The organism is Pseudomonas sp. GW822-FHT06B12 (assembly GCF_058799675.1).
Map to the genome: position 1 here is coordinate 407,837 of NZ_JBXALR010000005.1, position 17,024 is coordinate 424,860.

Genomic DNA, 17,024 nt, shown 5'->3' on the forward strand with positions numbered 1-17,024 from the left:
CAGAAAACCGTTTGAAGCCCGGTTTATCTGGCCTTCAGAACCATTCGGGATCATCTGAAAACAGGTGGTGCCTGGTGCCCGAGACAGGAATCGAACCTGCGACCTTCGCGTTACGAGTGCGCTGCTCTACCGGCTGAGCTACACGGGCGGTGGGCTAAACCTAGCACTGACTTTGGGGGCAGGCAACTTGGCCGGCCCCTCGATTTGCTTCAGACGACAAGATCGCAGCCTTCGGCAGCTCCTACGGGGGGGATGCGCATCACACGATTATTGTAGGAGCTGCCGCAGGCTGCGATCTTTTGATTTTACGGCACACAGCAAAACGCCCCGAACCAGTCGGGGCGTTTGCTTGTTCAGCGCTTAAGCTGCGGGGTAATTAAACGCCCGAAGCCTTGGCAGCTGCTACGTCTTTGATGGACAGCTTGATACGGCCGCGGTTGTCCACGTCCAGTACCAGTACTTCCACTTCCTGGCCTTCTTTCAGGATGTCGGTCACTTTCTCAACGCGAGCGTCGCTCAGCATGGAGATGTGAACCAGACCGTCCTTGCCCGGCAGGATGTTGACGAATGCGCCGAAGTCGACGATGCGCTCAACCTTACCGACGTAGATCTTGCCGATTTCAGCTTCAGCGGTGATGCCCAGAACGCGCTGACGCGCAGCCTCTGCAGCTTCCTTGGTTTCGCCGAAGATCTTGATCGAGCCGTCGTCTTCGATGTCGATCGAAGCCTTGGTCTCTTCACAGATCGCACGAATGGTCGCGCCGCCTTTACCGATAACATCACGGATTTTGTCGGTGTCGATTTTCATCGCGATCATGGTCGGAGCGTTTTCCGACAGCTCGGTACGCGACTGGGCGATGATCTGATTCATCTGGCCGAGGATGTTCAGGCGCGCTTCCAGGGCTTGGCCCAGAGCGATTTCCATGATTTCTTCGGTGATGCCTTTGATCTTGATGTCCATCTGCAGCGCGGTAACACCTTTGGAGGTACCGGCTACTTTGAAGTCCATGTCGCCCAGGTGGTCTTCGTCGCCCAGGATGTCGGTCAGGACGGCAAACTTCTCGCCTTCTTTAACCAGACCCATGGCGATACCGGCAACCGGTGCCTTCATCGGTACACCAGCATCCATCAGAGCCAGGGAAGCACCGCAGACCGAAGCCATGGAGCTGGAACCGTTAGACTCGGTGATTTCCGATACAACACGAATGGTGTACGGGAACACGTCAGCAGCAGGCAGCATGGCCTGAACCGAACGACGGGCCAGACGGCCGTGACCGATTTCGCGACGACCAGCGCCACCCATGCGACCACACTCGCCCACCGAGAACGGAGGGAAGTTGTAGTGCAGCATGAACGGGTCTTTTTTCTCACCTTCCAGGGTGTCCAGCAGTTGTGCGTCACGGGCGGTGCCCAGAGTCGCGACTACCAGAGCCTGGGTTTCGCCACGGGTGAACAGTGCCGAACCGTGGGTCTTCGGCAGAACGCCGACTTCGATGTTCAGCGGACGTACGGTGCGGGTGTCGCGGCCGTCGATACGTGGCTTGCCGTTTACGATGTTTTCGCGAACGGTGCGGTATTCGATTTCACCGAAAGCAGCTTTGACTTCGCTGGACGAAGGCTGGCCTTCTTCACCGGACAGCTTGGCAACAACCTGGTCTTTCAGCTCACCCAGGCGAGCATAACGGTCGGCCTTGATGGTGATGGTGTAAGCCTGGGAGATCGCTTCGCCGAACTCGGCACGGATAGCGCCCAGCAGTGCGGTGGCTTCAGGCGCAGGAGCCCAGGTCCAGGTTGGCTTGGCAGCTTCGGCAGCCAGTTCTTTAACAGCGTTGATCACAACCTGGAACTCGTCGTGAGCAAACAGTACTGCGCCCAGCATCTGGTCTTCGGTCAGCTCTTTGGCTTCCGATTCAACCATCAATACCGCTTCCGAAGTACCGGCAACGACCATGTCCAGGCTCGATGCTTTCAGTTGTTCGTAAGTCGGGTTCAGCAGGTAACCGGTGCTTTCGTGGAACGCAACGCGGGCTGCGCCGATCGGACCATCGAAAGGAATGCCGGAGATAGCCAGTGCAGCCGAGGTACCGATCATCGCAGCGATGTCCGGATCGGTCTTCTTGCTGGTGGAAACGACGGTGCAGACAACCTGCACTTCGTTCATGAAGCCTTCGGGGAACAGCGGACGGATCGGACGGTCGATCAGTCGGGAAGTCAGGGTTTCTTTCTCGGAAGGACGGCCTTCACGCTTGAAGAAACCGCCAGGGATCTTACCGGCAGCGTAAGTTTTTTCCTGGTAGTGAACAGACAGAGGGAAGAAACCCTTGCCTGGATCGGCTTGTTTGGCACCGACTACGGTCACCAATACGCTGACGTCGTCGTCAACGGTGACCAATACTGCGCCGGAGGCCTGACGGGCGATACGGCCAGTCTCGAGGGTAACGGTCGACTGACCGAACTGGAATTTTTTGATTACCGGGTTCACGGTGTCCTACCTTCTTTGTGGCTCTTGGGGGAACTGGTTTTCTTGCGAAATTCTTGGGCAATGTCGGGAATCGGCCCAACCCTTGTCCAGGGGTAAAACGTGTATCCAGATAAAACTTGAGGCTGGGAGCCTGCCATGGGCCAGCGGGAATCCCACTGACACACGACAGACAACCAACCTCTAGCGCAATCGCTGATTAGCGACGCAGACCCAGGCGACCGATCAGAGCCTGGTAACGGCCCAGATCTTTGCCTTTCAGGTAGTCCAGCAGCTTACGGCGCTGGTTTACCATGCGGATCAGACCACGACGGGAGTGGTGATCTTTACCGTTGGCCTTGAAGTGACCTTGCAGCTTGTTGATGTTGTGGGTCAGCAGTGCAACTTGCACTTCTGGCGAACCGGTGTCACCAACAGCTTGCTGGTAGTCAGCTACGATTTGAGCTTTTTCTTGAACGTCGAGAGCCATGAGGCAATCCTTTTATCAGGAAACTGTTTCAAAAAAACAGTTTCAACAGGCCAGGGACAAATCCCTGTATCTAAAAATGAGTAGTGACCGTGCCTGTTAACAGCCACCCTCGCCAGCTCGCTGTTACGCGGGCTGGTTTCGGTCATTCTGACCGAATCAGTCGACGCGGCGCGATGCGCCCGTCTTCGCTCACTTCACCGATACCGATGAAGCGACCATTGTGATCCTGTACTCGTACCATGCCGAACTTCGGTGCATCCGGGGCCCGTACCGGCTGGCCGTTGAGCCAGTAGAACGAGCTGTGCTCCGAGAACTGCAACAGTGGCCAATCCAGCAAGCCGCTGTCCGATGGCATCAGGAAGCGATCAACCGCTTCATTGCCGCCTTCGGCATGTACTGCTTCCAACTCTTCCAGCGTGACCGTCTGGGCCAGACTGAACGGACCGGCCTGGGTACGTCGCAACTGCGCAACGTAAGCGCCACAACCAAGCTGTTCACCAATATCCTCCACGAGGGTCCGGATATAGGTGCCTTTGCTGCAATCTACGGCGAAGCGCGCAGTATCACCTTCAAAGGCCAGCAATTCCAAGCGCGCAATAGTAACAGAACGCGGTTCGCGCTCCACCACTTCACCTGCACGAGCCAGCTTGTACAACGGCTGACCGTCACGCTTGAGGGCTGAGTACATCGGCGGTATCTGACTGATTTGCCCACGAAATTTAGGCAAAACCGCTTCGATATCGGCACGACCAACGGTCACCGGGCGCTCCTGCAAAACTTCACCTTCAGCGTCTGCCGTGGTGGTGGTCTTACCCAATTGCGCCAGGGTTTCATAACCCTTGTCGGAGTCGAGCAGGTATTGCGAGAACTTGGTCGCCTCACCGAAGCACAGCGGCAACACGCCGGTGGCCAACGGATCAAGACTGCCGGTATGCCCGGCCTTCTCGGCATTAAGCAGCCACCGAACCTTCTGCAAGGCCGCGTTGGAGGTGAACCCCAGCGGCTTGTCGAGCAGGATGATGCCGCTGACGTTACGACGGATACGTTTGACCTGAGCCACCGATTACTCCTTGGTGTCTACGGGTTCTGCCACGACCGGATGCTGATTGTCTTCAGCCACGGCGCGTTCGATCAATGCCGACAGATGAGCCCCACGCACGACGCTTTCGTCGTAGTGGAAGTGCAGCTGAGGAACGCTGCGCAGTTTCATCTCGCGAGCCAGCTGCATGCGCAGGAAACCGGCGGCCGAGTTCAGCACCTTGATGCTTTGAGCGATATCGTCTGCGCTGTCCTGGCCCATCACAGTGATGAAGATCTTGGCGTGACCGACGTCACGGCTGACTTCAACAGCGGTAATGGTGACCAGGCCGACACGCGGATCTTTGACTTCACGACGGATCAGCTGTGCCAGCTCACGCTGCATCTGATCGCCGATACGTTGGGTACGGCTATATTCTTTTGCCATGTCTTGTTACCTGTTACTGCCTCACGGTGAAACCCGTGTGGTCTGAAAGCGGCAAACGCCCGGCCTGACAGAAGCCAGACCGGGCGTTGCGTTTAGAGTCCGGGCGATGCGCCGTGCATTTTCATGCGGCTGCCCATCACGGCTCTTGAAGTGCGCGAGTTAGAGGCTGCGAGCAACCTGAACCTTCTCGAAGACTTCGATCTTGTCACCGACTTTGACGTCGTTGTAGCTCTTCACGCCGATACCGCATTCCATGCCGGCACGTACTTCGGAAGCGTCATCCTTGAAGCGGCGCAGGGATTCCAGCTCGCCTTCGAAGATAACGATGTCTTCACGCAGTACACGGATTGGACGGTTACGGTGCACAACACCTTCGATAACCATGCAACCGGCGATCGCGCCAAACTTCGGCGAACGGAACACGTCGCGGACTTCAGCGATACCCAGGATGTTCTCCCGAACGTCGCTGCCAAGCATACCGGTCAGGGCTTTCTTGACGTCTTCGATGATGTCGTAGATCACGTTGTAGTAACGCATATCCAGACCTTCCTGCTCGACGATCTTGCGAGCGCCAGCATCGGCACGCACGTTGAAGCCGAACAGTACAGCGTTGGAGGCCAGTGCCAGGTTGGCGTCGCTCTCGGTGATACCACCGACACCGCCACCGACTACACGCACTTGCACTTCGTCGTTACCCAGGCCGTTCAAGGCGCCGTTCAACGCTTCCAACGAACCACGGACGTCGGATTTGAGGACGATGTTAAGCGTCTTCTTCTCTTCCTGGCCCATGTTCTCGAAGATGTTTTCCAGCTTGCCTGCGTGAGCACGAGCCAGTTTGACTTCGCGGAACTTGCCTTGACGGAACAGAGCCACTTCACGGGCTTTCTTCTCGTCGGCAACTACGCTCATCTCGTCGCCAGCGTCCGGGGTACCGTCCAGGCCGAGAATCTCGACAGGGATGGAAGGACCGGCTTCTTTGATTGGCTTGCCGTTCTCGTCGAGCATGGCGCGAACGCGGCCATAGTTCGAACCGACCAGCACCATGTCGCCTTGGCGCAGAGTACCGTCCTGGACCAGAACGGTTGCAACCGGGCCACGACCTTTGTCGAGACGCGATTCAACCACGACACCACGGCCAGGAGCCGAAGGAGTCGCTTTCAGTTCAAGAACTTCAGCTTGCAGCAGAACAGCTTCGAGCAGCTCGTCTACACCAGTACCGACTTTCGCCGAAACCGATACGAACGGAGTGTCGCCGCCCCACTCTTCCGAGGTCACGCCGTGAACCGACAGTTCGCTACGGATGCGATCGAGATCAGCGCCCGGCTTATCGATCTTGTTCACTGCAACAACCAGCGGAACACCAGCAGCCTTGGCGTGCTGTACGGCTTCAACGGTTTGCGGCATTACGCCGTCGTCCGCTGCAACCACCAGGATCACGATGTCGGTCGCCTTGGCACCACGGGCACGCATTGCGGTAAACGCGGCGTGACCCGGGGTATCGAGGAAAGTGACCATGCCGCGATCAGTTTCAACGTGGTATGCGCCGATGTGCTGGGTGATACCGCCGGCTTCGCCAGCAGCTACCTTGGCACGACGGATATAGTCGAGCAGCGAGGTCTTACCATGGTCAACGTGGCCCATTACGGTCACGACTGGTGCACGGGAGAAAGCCTCACCTTCAAACTTCAGGGACTCGGCCAGGGAATCTTCCAGGGCGGTGTCGCTGACCAGGGTCACTTTGTGGCCCAGCTCTTCAGCTACCAGTTGAGCAGTTTCCTGATCAAGTACCTGGTTGATGGTCGCTGGAGTACCCAGTTTGAACATGAACTTGATGATTTCAGCAGCCTTGACCGACATCTGCTGAGCGAGATCGCCAACAGTGATGGTCTCGCCGATCTTCACTTCACGCACGACAGGGCCGGTTGGGCTCTGGAAACCGTGGGCGTTGCGTTTTTTCAGCTTGGCCTTGCCGCGACCACCACGACGGAAGCCATCGCTTTCTTCGTCGGTAGTACGTGGCGCAACACGTGGAGCAGGCGCTTTTTCTTTGACCGAAGCACGATGCGGAGCGTTTTTGCGCTCACCATCACCCGCGCCACGACGATTGTTATCGTCGGCACGTGGTTTGTCCGGACGACGCTGTTCGTCGCGTTTGCGAGTGTCAGCCGCTGGTGCAGCCGCTACAACCGGCGCTTCACGCACTGGCTCGGCAACCGCAACAGGTGCTGCAACAGCTTCATTAGCAGCAGGTTGCGCAGCAGCAGGCTGGCGACGCGCTTCTTCTTCGGCGCGACGCTTGGCTTCTTCTTCAGCCTTCTGACGTGCAGCATTTTCTACTGCGCGACGTTCTTCCTGTTCGCGTTTGCGCTCGGCTTCGATTTCTTCCGGGCTGCGCTGTACGAAGACTTTCTTCTTGCGCACTTCAACGCTGATGCTTTTGCTGCCAGCAACACGCAGGGTGCTGGTGGTTTTACGCTGCAACGTGATTTTGCGCGGTTCTTCCACTTTCGCCTTGTGGCTGCTTTTCAAGTGAGTCAGCAAAGATTGCTTCTCACTGTCGGTCACATGTTCCTCGGCGGCGGTGTGCGGCAGACCTGCCTCACGCATCTGCTGCAGCAGGCGCTCTACCGGTGTTTTGACCTCATCGGCCAGTTGTTTCACCGTGACTTGCGTCATGCACTTCTCTCCTCAGGCCGCGCCTATTACTCGAACCAATGGGCTCGGGCGGCCATGATCAACTTGCCGGCACGATCATCGTCAATGCCGTCGATGTCGAGCAGGTCGTCAATAGACTGCTCGGCCAGGTCTTCGCGGGTAATTACGCCGCGCACCGCCAGTTCCATCGCCAAATCCTTGTCCATACCCTCAAGCGAGAGCAGGTCTTCGGCCGGATGGGCGTCTGCCAGCTTTTCCTCAGTAGCGATGGCTTTAGTCAACAAACGATCCTTGGCCCGAGCGCGAAGCTCGTTGACGGTGTCTTCGTCAAAGCCATCGATGTTGAGCATTTCTTCCAACGGTACGTAGGCAATCTCTTCCAGGCTGGTAAAGCCTTCATCAACCAGCACCTGAGCCAGATCTTCGTCGACTTCCAGCTCGTCGATGAAGTTGCGCAGGATGTCGCCGGTTTCTGCTTGCTGCTTAGCCTGGATGTCCGATTCGGTCATCACGTTCAGGGTCCAGCCAGTCAACTGGCTAGCCAGACGCACGTTCTGACCACCACGACCGATGGCCTGAGCCAGATTGTCTGCGCCAACGGCGATGTCCATTGCATGGGCATCTTCGTCAACGATAATTGCCGCAACCTCAGCCGGGGACATGGCGTTGATCACGAACTGCGCCGGGTTGTCGTCCCACAGGACGATATCCACACGCTCACCGCCCAATTCGCCGGATACTGCCTGGACGCGCGAACCGCGCATACCAATGCAAGCGCCTTGCGGGTCGATGCGTTTATCTTTGGAACGGACGGCGATCTTGGCACGCGACCCCGGGTCACGGGAGGCAGCCATTACTTCGATCAGGCCTTCAGCGATTTCCGGCACTTCGATACGGAACAACTCGATCAGCATTTCCGGCGCAGTACGCGACAGAATCAGCTGCGGGCCGCGGTTCTCGGTGCGGATTTCCTTGAGCAGTGCACGCAGGCGCACACCCACCCGGAAAGTTTCGCGAGAAATGATGTCTTCACGAGCCAGCAGCGCTTCAGCGTTGTTACCCAGATCAACGATCACGTTGTCGCGGGTTACTTTCTTCACGGTGCCGGAGATGATTTCTCCCAGACGCTCGCGGTAAGCATCAACAACTTGAGCACGCTCGGCTTCGCGGACTTTCTGCACGATAACTTGCTTGGCAGTCTGCGCAGCGATGCGGCCGAATTCGATGGACTCGATTTTTTCTTCGACAACATCACCGACCTTCGCGCCAGGATGCGTTTCCTGGACCTTGCTCGGCCAGATTTCGACAGCCGGATCATCCAGGTCCGCTTCTTCGACTACCGTCCAGCGACGGAAAGTTTCATAAGCACCGGTGTGGCGATTGATTTCCACACGCAGATCAACTTCGTCTTCAAAACGCTTTTTGGTAGCAGTGGCCAGAGCCAGCTCCAGCGCTTCAAAAATTACGTTTGCCGGTACGCCCTTTTCATTGGATACCGACTCAACAACCAGCAGTACTTCTTTGCTCATCGTACGCCTCGCCTTTCGCAAGCCATTGGATCCGCGGGATCCGCGTCTCAGTCAAAACTGGGAATAATGTTGGCCTTGTCGATCATATCGATCGGCAACAGGAATTCATGGTCTTCAACCTGCACCACGACGTCCTGTTCTTCTACACCGCGCAGAAGGCCCTGAAAGTTGCGTCGACCTTCGAAAGGCGAGCGCAGCTTGATCTTCACTTGTTCACCGGCAAATTTTGCAAACTGCTCAATAGTGAACAGCGGGCGTTCCATGCCAGGCGAGGAAACTTCAAGGGTGTATTCAACGGCAATTGGATCTTCAACATCCAGCACACCGCTGATCTGACGGCTGACGATGGCACAATCGTCCACCAGCACGCCGCCCTCTTTATCAATATAAACGCGCAACATTGAGTGGCGACCTTGAGCCGAAAACTCAATACCCCAGCATTCATAGCCTAGGGCCACGACCACCGGGGCCAGCAAGGCCTGCAACTCTTCTAGCTTGCTCGACACCTGAACCCCCTCGTGCATGTATGTGCATGCTATGCAAAATAAAAAAATGGGCGAAACGCCCATCCTTGAAACGCCGTCGAATAGCGGCGTTGAAAGTGTCCAGCTAACAAAAAGCCCCTTAAAAGGGGCTCCTTAAACTGGTTGCGGGGGCCGGATTTGAACCGACGACCTTCGGGTTATGAGCCCGACGAGCTACCAGACTGCTCCACCCCGCGACAAAGCTGGGGCGGAAGTATACGACCGATCCCTAACAGGGTCAATGTAACCTTCCACCTACAAGAAAGCCCGCAACAGCGGGCTCTCCTGATAATTGGTACCGAGAAGGGGACTCGAACCCCTACACCCTATGGGCACAACCACCTCAAGGTTGCGTGTCTACCAATTCCACCACCTCGGCAATACTACGTTTGAAACCCTTCTTACTTTTGCCCTTGAGCTGGAGGTACGTCAGTCGCATTGGTTGCCGACTTTTGCTCTTGAAGCACCGGAACATCATCAGAAGCCGGTTTTTGCTTTGGAACTTCCAACACTGCTGGATTTGGCAAACCTACTTGAGTCAGCTGGTGAGCTTTCTCTTTAGCAAAGTAACCTAACCCTAAGCTGGTTATGAAGAAACCTGCGGCAAGTATAGCAGTAAACTTACTAAGAAAGGTAGAGGAACCTTGGCTTCCGAACACAGTATTTGAAGCACCTGCTCCGAAAGACGCGCCAGCATCCGCACCTTTACCCTGCTGCAGCAATACGAGAGCAACTACGCCCAGTGCACCCAGCAGATGAAAAACGACTACGACTGTTTCCAGCATTTTTTCAGTTTCCCGCGGCGCGACAAATCGCACCGAACTCATCTGCATTCAGGGAAGCCCCACCAATGAGCCCCCCATCGATATCCGGCATGCCGAACAGTTCGACCGCATTGGCCGCCTTCACGCTGCCGCCGTATAGAAGCCGCACACCTTGTGCGATTTCAGAATTCTCTGCCGCCAACTGCGCGCGAATGGCTGCATGCACATCCTGCGCCTGTTGCGGCGAAGCAGTCAGCCCGGTGCCAATGGCCCAGACCGGCTCGTAAGCGATTACTGCTCTTGCAAATGCACCAACACCCAGCTCTTCGATGATGCTGCCCAGCTGACGCCCGACAACCTCAAGAGTTTTTCCGGCTTCACGCTGCTCAAGGGTTTCCCCTATACACAACACCGGAATCAAGCCACATGCCTGTGCCGCTGCAAACTTGCGATTCAGTGTCCCGTCACGTTCGCCGATGATCTGGCGACGTTCGGAGTGCCCAACAAGCACCAGGGAACAACCTGCATCCACCAACTGACTCGGTGCAATCTCACCGGTCAATGCACCTTGCATGGCTTCCATCGCAGAGTTCTGCGCGCCGACCGAAATCGACTTGCCTTCCAAGCCATCAATCACTTGATTGATATACAAGCAAGGCGGAAATACCGCGACATCAACATCGCTCGGCAAGGCCAGATGACGAAGGCCGTTAATCAGCTCAGCGACGCTGGCGCGGGTACCGTGCATCTTCCAGTTACCAGCTACCATAGGGCGACGCATGCTGTACCTCGTCGGTCAAAGTGGGCGCAGATGTTACCCAACCACATCATTGCTGGCAAGCCGAAATCAGGCAGAAACTTCACCAACCAGCTTTGCCAGCTCTTCGGCGTAACCACGAACCAGAGTTTCGTCCTCGCCTTCGACCATGACCCGTACCAGCGGCTCCGTGCCGGACTTGCGCAACAGCACGCGACCACGCCCTGCCATTGCCTTGGTAACGCGCTCGCTGGCTTCTTTGACAGCCGCATGTTCAACCGGGTTTGCACCACCGTCAAAACGCACATTGATCAAGATCTGAGGACATTTGCGTAGCGCCTGACGCGATTGCGCGAGACCTTCGGAACGGCGTTTCAGCGACATCAATACCTGCAACGCAGCAATAATCGCATCGCCCGTAGTGGTATGACTGAAGCACACGACATGGCCGGAATTTTCACCGCCCAACAGCCAGTTACGCTCAAGCAGTTCGGCGATCACATAACGATCACCTACGTTGGCCCGCACAAAAGGAATCCCAAGATCCGCCAGGGCCAACTCCAGCCCAAGATTACTCATCAAGGTTCCAACAACGCCACCCTGCAACTTGTCACGATCATGCAGATCGCGCGCGATGATGAACAGCAGCTCGTCGCCATCAACGATCGCGCCTGTGTGATCAACCATCAACACCCGATCACCATCACCATCGAAGGCAATGCCCAGGTCGGCCTGCTCGGCCACTACAGCTGCCTGCAGTTGCCCCATATGGGTCGAACCGCAATTGTGATTGATGTTCAGGCCATCAGGCTGTGCAGACAGCACCGTCACCTGCGCGCCCAACTCACGGAAAACACTTGGAGCCACTTTGTAGGTAGCACCGTGTGCGCAGTCGATCACAATTTTCAGACCGGCGAAATTCGTACCGGTTGGCACGCTACTTTTGCAGAACTCGATGTAACGACCAGAGGCATCGTTGATTCGCGAGACTTTACCGATCTTGCTCGACTCAACCACGGTCATCGGCGTATCGAGCAACTCTTCGATCATCAGCTCAATGTCGTCCGGCAGTTTCGTACCCTGACCGGAGAAGAACTTGATGCCGTTATCATCATGAGGATTGTGCGAAGCACTGATCACAATGCCGGCCTCAGCATGGAAGGTACGCGTCAAATAGGCGATAGCCGGAGTAGGCATCGGCCCCAGCAGCATGACATCAGCCCCGGCAGAGGTAAGCCCGGCCTCAAGCGCCGACTCGAACATATAACCAGAGATTCGAGTGTCCTTGCCTACCAGAACCTTGCAAGCCCCCTTACTGCGGAAGGCCATGCCCGCGGCCCAGCCGAGCTTGAGCATGAATTCAGGGGTAATCGGATACTCGCCGACCCGACCGCGAATGCCGTCGGTGCCAAAATATTTCTTAGTCATAAGTGCTCCAGCATTCTTATTCGGCGGATTCAACCGCTGTGATCATCCGTACCACATCTACTGTTTCGGCCACGTCATGCACACGCAAGATGCGCGCACCCTTGACGACAGCCAACGCCGCGAGAGCCAGACCGCCATGCAGCCGCTCTCCCACCGGGCGATTCAATGCCTGCCCAATCATGCTCTTTCGCGAAACCCCGACCAACAGGGGCCGCCCCAAGGCATGCAGGGCCTCCATATGCTTGAACAGACTCAAATTGTGCTGCAGATTTTTCGCAAACCCGAAACCCGGATCAAGAATAATCCGCTCGGCCGGAATACCGACCGCAGCACATGACGCCATACGCTCGGCAAGAAACTCACCGACTTCGCTCGTCACGTCATCATAATGTGGATTGTCCTGCATATCTCCCGGCTCACCGAGCATATGCATCAGACACACTGGCAATCCGGTGGCTGCCGCTGCATCCAGAGCACCGTCTCGACGCAGTGAACGCACATCGTTGATCAGCCCCGCCCCCAGACGCGCGGTTTCACGCATGACCGCAGGCGTCGAGGTATCGACCGAGATAATCACATCAAGTTCGCGATGAATCCGCTCGACGATCGGCGCCACGCGCTCGAGCTCCTCAAGCGGCGAGACTGCCCGTGCACCAGGCCGGGTCGACTCCCCACCTACATCAATGAGGGTCGCACCAGCAGCCACCATCGCCTCAGCGTGTCGCAGAGCAGCATCAAGCTGGCTGAAGCGACCACCATCGGAGAAAGAATCAGGAGTGACATTGAGAATGCCCATGACATGCGTATGGGCCAAATCAAGAACCCGATTGCCGCAAGGCAACCGGGTTGAGGACTGTGCAAGAGTCATTTCAAACCTTAGACGTCGGCGGCCGGGCCACCGATAGGGGTTTGCGGACGTTCTTCCTGTACGACAGGAGGAGTACCAGTGCCACCCGACCAGTCACGAGGCTCACGTGGTGTGCGACCAGCCATGATGTCATCGATCTGTTCGGCATCAATGGTTTCGTACTTCATCAGCGCATCGGCCATGGCATCGAGCTTGTCGCGGTTGTCCGTCAGGATCTGCTTGGCCGTGCCGTAGCACTGATCAATGATGCTGCGAACTTCAGAATCGATCAGCTTGGCGGTCTCGCCCGAGAAGCTGGCGTGTTGACCACCGCCGCCACGACCGAGGAACACCTCACCTTCTTCTTCGGCATACATCAAAGGACCGAGTTTTTCCGACAGTCCCCACTTGGTGACCATGTTCCGTGCAATCTGGCTGGCACGCATGATGTCGTTGGAGGCGCCAGTGGTGACACCATCGAAGCCCAGGGTCATCTCTTCAGCAATACGACCGCCATACAGCGAGCAGATCTGGCTGATCAGCGCACGCTTGGACAGGCTGTAGCGATCTTCTTCCGGCAGGAACATGGTCACACCCAGTGCACGACCGCGCGGAATGATCGAGACCTTGTAGACCGGGTCATGCTCAGGCACGACGCGACCAACAATAGCGTGACCAGCTTCATGATAAGCGGTGTTCTGCTTCTCTTTCTCGGACATGACCATCGATTTGCGCTCGGCGCCCATCATGATTTTGTCTTTGGCCAGCTCAAACTCTTTCATCTCGACAACACGCTTGCCGGTACGAGCAGCGAACAGCGAAGCCTCGTTCACCAGGTTGGCCAGATCGGCACCAGAGAAACCTGGCGTACCACGCGCGATAACCGCTGGAGCGACGTCGTCACCCATTGGCACCTTGCGCATGTGGACTTTCAGAATTTGCTCACGGCCACGAATATCCGGCAGGCCTACGACAACCTGACGGTCGAACCGGCCCGGACGCAGCAGCGCCGGGTCAAGCACGTCTGGACGGTTGGTCGCGGCGATGACGATGATGCCGTCATTCATTTCGAAACCATCCATCTCTACCAGCAACTGGTTGAGAGTCTGTTCACGCTCGTCGTGACCACCGCCCATGCCAGCACCACGATGACGACCGACAGCGTCGATTTCATCGATGAAGATGATGCACGGAGCGTGTTTTTTCGCCTGTTCGAACATGTCGCGAACACGGCTGGCACCCACACCGACGAACATTTCGACGAAGTCGGAACCGGAGATGGTGAAAAACGGTACTTTGGCTTCGCCCGCAATGGCTTTGGCCAGCAGGGTTTTACCGGTACCCGGTGGACCCACCATCAGCACACCGCGAGGAATGCGGCCACCCAGGCGCTGGAACTTGCCCGGATCACGCAGGAACTCGACCAGTTCGCCCACTTCTTCCTTGGCTTCGTCGCAACCGGCAACGTCAGCCAGGGTGGTTTTCACCTGATCTTCGGAGAGCAGGCGCGCCTTGCTCTTGCCGAAACTCATCGGCCCGCCCTTGCCTCCGGCACCGCCCTGCATCTGCCGCATGAAGAACATGAAGACGGCGATGATCACCAGGATAGGGAAGCTTGCGACCAGGAGCTGAGTCCAGATGCTTTGCTGTTCAGGCTGCTTGCCTTCAACGACTACGTGGTTATCCACCAGGTCGCCGATCAGACCGTTATCCTGAATGGCCGGACGAATGGTCTTGAAGCTGTCGCCATCATTGCGCTTGCCAGTAATGACATAGCCGTCCACGGCTACGCGCTCGACCTTGCCATCCTTGACCTGCTGGATGAAGTCGGAATAGTTGAGGGTCTGCGGCTCGTTAGGGCTGGAGAAGTTGTTCATCACCGTCACGAGGACAGCCGCGATGATCAACCACAGGATCAGATTCTTTGCCATATCGTTCAATTAACTACCCTCTGAAGCAAGCTCCGCTACTGGCGCGCGCTTCGCATGATATTCACCGGCCTAACTTACTACATTACCTACGGCTCTGGCAGGCGCCGTCTGTAACCCTTTGTGAAACACTAACTACACAATATTCGTTACGCTGGATCTGTAAAGCGATACAAAAAAACCTATCGCCCTCTTAGAAACGCTCGACACTCTCGGAACCGTCGACTCCACGGAAGCCACGCCCCAGCAAGTACTGCTCGCGGGACCTGTCACGCGAAGACAAAGGCTTGCGCATCTGTACCTTGTCAAACAGCTTGCGGATGTCCTTGTGGTATTCGTCGAAGCCTTCACCCTGGAAAACCTTGATCAAAAAATCACCACCGGGCCGCAAAACCCGACCGGCGAGATCCAGTGCCAACTCGCAGAGGAACATCGCCCGTGGCATATCTACTGCCGCCAATCCACTCATATTGGGGGCCATATCGGAAATCACAAGGTCTACCTGCGTATTTCCGACCGCCTCGAGGATCTGTGCCAGCACGGCATCCTCGGTAAAGTCGCCCTGAATGAAGGTCACATCGGGGATGCTGTCCATTTCCAGGATGTCGGATGCGATCAAACGACCCTGACCACCAATCAGACGACTGGTCACTTGCGACCAACCACCCGGCGCTGCGCCGAGGTCGATGACAGTCATGCCTGGACGGATCAGGCGATCCTTTTCCTGGATCTCCAGCAATTTGTAGCTGGCACGGGAACGATACCCGTCTTTTTGCGCCATTTTGACGTAAGGGTCGTTGAAATGTTCTTTCAGCCAGTTAAGGCTAGTCTTGGAACGGGCCACGGGCCACCTCAAAAAAATAAACGAGTCGCGATTAACTGGGCGGTCCCGGACTCGCTCGGGTAAACTGGCCGCCGCTTTTTACAAGATCAGACGCAGGGGTCAGATTATGCCGCTCACTCAAGAGCAGAAGAAACAGTACAAATCCATTGGCCACCATCTGAAACCAGTTTTGACTGTGGCTGACAACGGTTTGACTGAAGGTGTCTTAGCTGAACTGGAACGCGCATTGGGCGATCACGAGCTGATCAAGATCAAGCTCAGCATCCTCGATCGTGAATCGCGCCTGGCAGCCATTGCAGAACTGTGCAAGGCCGGCAAAGCGGATCTGGTACAAGTCATCGGCAAGATGGCACTGATTTACCGGAAGAACTTCAGCGTAAACAAGCAGCTGTCGAACGTCCATCGCTTCAAGTAATGAAACGGGTCAAGGGTGTGCTTCGCGCACCCTGCCACCCCATCCCGGCACCGGCTGCAAAACCAGCAGCAACCCGGAAAAGCCCAGAACAAGATAGCTGAACAACAACCATTGCTGCGCCTGCGGCCAGTCGATTCGCACGACGAAGTACATCGCACTCGCGTACAGCGCCATCAACAGCAGTTGCCCGCGAATATCGCGCCATAGACTGACAAGGCCCTTGGCCTGAACCAGCACCAAAACCTGAAAAACCACACACGCCGCTGAAAACCCGACCAGCAGCGCACTCAGCATGCCTGAAATTTCGTCGATCAGCAGCGGCGCCAGGCCAATACGGCCCAGCACCGGCAGCAAACCGATGTGCAACAACCACAGGCCGCCAACCCATAACATCTGAGTCAGCTGCCAAAGCATGGCGCCCGCACGAAGCAAGCGCCTGCCTTCAGATATGGCGGACTTCGACAATCTCGTACTCGATAACGCCGCTAGGCGTTTTGACCGCCACCACATCACCCTCTTCCTTGGCAATCAAGGCGCGAGCAAGTGGCGAACTGACGGAGATCTTGCCGAGTTTGAAGTCAGCCTCATCCTCACCCACGATGTGGTAAGTGACGCTTTCATCCGTTTCGACGTTGGCGATCTCGACTGTAGTGCCGAAAATCACTTTGCCGGTGTGAGGAATGCTCGTGACATCGATGATCACCGCATTCTGCATGCGGCCTTCGATGTCGCGGATCCGCGCCTCAACCATACCTTGCTGCTCGCGAGCAGCGTGGTATTCGGCGTTTTCCTTCAAGTCACCCAACTCGCGGGCCGTACCGATGTCCTGGCTGAGCTTCGGACGGACGACCTTGGTCAGGTGAGCGTGTTCTTCTTCCAGGGCTTTCGCGCCCTGAACGGTCATTGGGTACTTGGTTATG

The 17,024-nt window shown here is 56.5% G+C and carries 16 protein-coding genes and 3 tRNA genes; 1 reads left to right on the plus strand and 18 read right to left on the minus strand.

The features are described 5' to 3' along the window. Positions 1-72: 72 nt before the first annotated feature. From AC1RKH_RS14230 to rlmE, 16 genes are all read right to left on the minus strand, one after another. Positions 73-148 (minus strand) — tRNA-Thr (locus tag AC1RKH_RS14230). A 228-nt stretch (positions 149-376) separates the two neighbouring features. Beyond that, the gene (pnp, locus tag AC1RKH_RS14235) at positions 377-2,482 is read right to left on the minus strand and encodes a polyribonucleotide nucleotidyltransferase (protein WP_123424216.1); all 2,106 of its coding nucleotides are present in this window, start codon (positions 2,480-2,482) and stop codon (positions 377-379) included. A 196-nt stretch (positions 2,483-2,678) separates the two neighbouring features. Then, positions 2,679-2,948 (minus strand): 30S ribosomal protein S15, encoded by a 270-nt coding sequence (rpsO, locus tag AC1RKH_RS14240; RefSeq protein WP_003176135.1) that lies wholly within the window; start codon positions 2,946-2,948, stop codon positions 2,679-2,681. 142 nt (positions 2,949-3,090) lie between these two features. Next, entirely contained in the window at positions 3,091-4,008 is a 918-nt protein-coding gene (truB, locus tag AC1RKH_RS14245) for a tRNA pseudouridine(55) synthase TruB (protein WP_123424215.1), read from the minus strand. A gap of 3 nt (positions 4,009-4,011) precedes the next feature. Further along, on the minus strand, positions 4,012-4,413 hold the full coding sequence (gene rbfA, locus AC1RKH_RS14250) for a 30S ribosome-binding factor RbfA (protein ID WP_123424214.1): 402 nt from the start codon (positions 4,411-4,413) through the stop codon (positions 4,012-4,014). Between the two features lie 159 nt (positions 4,414-4,572). Next, entirely contained in the window at positions 4,573-7,089 is a 2,517-nt protein-coding gene (gene infB / locus AC1RKH_RS14255; protein WP_493062506.1) for a translation initiation factor IF-2, read from the minus strand. Positions 7,090-7,115: 26 nt separating this feature from the next. Further along, positions 7,116-8,597 carry a transcription termination factor NusA gene (gene nusA, locus AC1RKH_RS14260; protein ID WP_493062507.1) on the minus strand — a complete coding sequence of 494 codons (1,482 nt, stop codon included), beginning with the start codon at positions 8,595-8,597 and terminating at the stop codon, positions 7,116-7,118. Between the two features lie 47 nt (positions 8,598-8,644). Beyond that, positions 8,645-9,103, minus strand: coding sequence for a ribosome maturation factor RimP (gene rimP / locus AC1RKH_RS14265; protein ID WP_010463487.1), 459 nt, complete (start codon positions 9,101-9,103; stop codon positions 8,645-8,647). Positions 9,104-9,241: 138 nt separating this feature from the next. Then, positions 9,242-9,318 (minus strand) — tRNA-Met (locus AC1RKH_RS14270). A 96-nt stretch (positions 9,319-9,414) separates the two neighbouring features. Further along, positions 9,415-9,500, minus strand: a tRNA-Leu gene (locus AC1RKH_RS14275). 22 nt (positions 9,501-9,522) lie between these two features. Next, a complete protein-coding gene (gene secG / locus AC1RKH_RS14280) occupies positions 9,523-9,906 on the minus strand; it encodes a preprotein translocase subunit SecG (RefSeq protein WP_493062508.1) in 384 nt (127 codons plus the stop codon). A gap of 4 nt (positions 9,907-9,910) precedes the next feature. Then, entirely contained in the window at positions 9,911-10,666 is a 756-nt protein-coding gene (tpiA, locus tag AC1RKH_RS14285) for a triose-phosphate isomerase (protein WP_493062509.1), read from the minus strand. Between the two features lie 66 nt (positions 10,667-10,732). Further along, positions 10,733-12,070 (minus strand): phosphoglucosamine mutase, encoded by a 1,338-nt coding sequence (glmM, locus tag AC1RKH_RS14290; RefSeq protein ID WP_493062510.1) that lies wholly within the window; start codon positions 12,068-12,070, stop codon positions 10,733-10,735. A 16-nt stretch (positions 12,071-12,086) separates the two neighbouring features. Further along, positions 12,087-12,938 carry a dihydropteroate synthase gene (folP, locus tag AC1RKH_RS14295; protein ID WP_493062511.1) on the minus strand — a complete coding sequence of 284 codons (852 nt, stop codon included), beginning with the start codon at positions 12,936-12,938 and terminating at the stop codon, positions 12,087-12,089. A gap of 8 nt (positions 12,939-12,946) precedes the next feature. Beyond that, complete coding sequence (gene ftsH / locus AC1RKH_RS14300; RefSeq protein ID WP_123424209.1) at positions 12,947-14,848, minus strand: ATP-dependent zinc metalloprotease FtsH; 1,902 nt, start codon at positions 14,846-14,848, stop codon at positions 12,947-12,949. A gap of 190 nt (positions 14,849-15,038) precedes the next feature. Beyond that, positions 15,039-15,689 (minus strand): 23S rRNA (uridine(2552)-2'-O)-methyltransferase RlmE, encoded by a 651-nt coding sequence (gene rlmE, locus AC1RKH_RS14305; protein ID WP_123424208.1) that lies wholly within the window; start codon positions 15,687-15,689, stop codon positions 15,039-15,041. Between the two features lie 106 nt (positions 15,690-15,795). Between rlmE and AC1RKH_RS14310 the strand changes: the two genes are divergently transcribed. Then, positions 15,796-16,104: a YhbY family RNA-binding protein gene (locus AC1RKH_RS14310; RefSeq protein ID WP_019691785.1), complete on the plus strand. Its 309-nt coding sequence runs from the start codon at positions 15,796-15,798 to the stop codon at positions 16,102-16,104. Positions 16,105-16,113: 9 nt separating this feature from the next. Here AC1RKH_RS14310 and AC1RKH_RS14315 read toward each other — a convergent pair whose 3' ends face one another. Next, positions 16,114-16,518 carry an MFS transporter gene (locus AC1RKH_RS14315; RefSeq protein WP_123424207.1) on the minus strand — a complete coding sequence of 135 codons (405 nt, stop codon included), beginning with the start codon at positions 16,516-16,518 and terminating at the stop codon, positions 16,114-16,116. Between the two features lie 28 nt (positions 16,519-16,546). Beyond that, complete coding sequence (gene greA / locus AC1RKH_RS14320; protein WP_071555727.1) at positions 16,547-17,023, minus strand: transcription elongation factor GreA; 477 nt, start codon at positions 17,021-17,023, stop codon at positions 16,547-16,549. Position 17,024: the final 1 nt, after the last annotated feature.

What these genes read in the sequence shown, in the direction of transcription:
- ftsH (WP_123424209.1), bottom strand. Translation starts at nt 14,848, where the DNA reads ATGGCAAAGAATCTGATCCTGTGGTTGATCATCGCGGCTGTCCTCGTG.
- AC1RKH_RS14310 (WP_019691785.1), top strand. Translation starts at nt 15,796, where the DNA reads ATGCCGCTCACTCAAGAGCAGAAGAAACAGTACAAATCCATTGGCCAC.
- glmM (WP_493062510.1), bottom strand. Translation starts at nt 12,070, where the DNA reads ATGACTAAGAAATATTTTGGCACCGACGGCATTCGCGGTCGGGTCGGC.
- nusA (WP_493062507.1), bottom strand. Translation starts at nt 8,597, where the DNA reads ATGAGCAAAGAAGTACTGCTGGTTGTTGAGTCGGTATCCAATGAAAAG.
- infB (WP_493062506.1), bottom strand. Translation starts at nt 7,089, where the DNA reads ATGACGCAAGTCACGGTGAAACAACTGGCCGATGAGGTCAAAACACCG.
- rpsO (WP_003176135.1), bottom strand. Translation starts at nt 2,948, where the DNA reads ATGGCTCTCGACGTTCAAGAAAAAGCTCAAATCGTAGCTGACTACCAG.
- tpiA (WP_493062509.1), bottom strand. Translation starts at nt 10,666, where the DNA reads ATGCGTCGCCCTATGGTAGCTGGTAACTGGAAGATGCACGGTACCCGC.
- rbfA (WP_123424214.1), bottom strand. Translation starts at nt 4,413, where the DNA reads ATGGCAAAAGAATATAGCCGTACCCAACGTATCGGCGATCAGATGCAG.
- secG (WP_493062508.1), bottom strand. Translation starts at nt 9,906, where the DNA reads ATGCTGGAAACAGTCGTAGTCGTTTTTCATCTGCTGGGTGCACTGGGC.
- folP (WP_493062511.1), bottom strand. Translation starts at nt 12,938, where the DNA reads ATGACTCTTGCACAGTCCTCAACCCGGTTGCCTTGCGGCAATCGGGTT.
- AC1RKH_RS14315 (WP_123424207.1), bottom strand. Translation starts at nt 16,518, where the DNA reads ATGCTTTGGCAGCTGACTCAGATGTTATGGGTTGGCGGCCTGTGGTTG.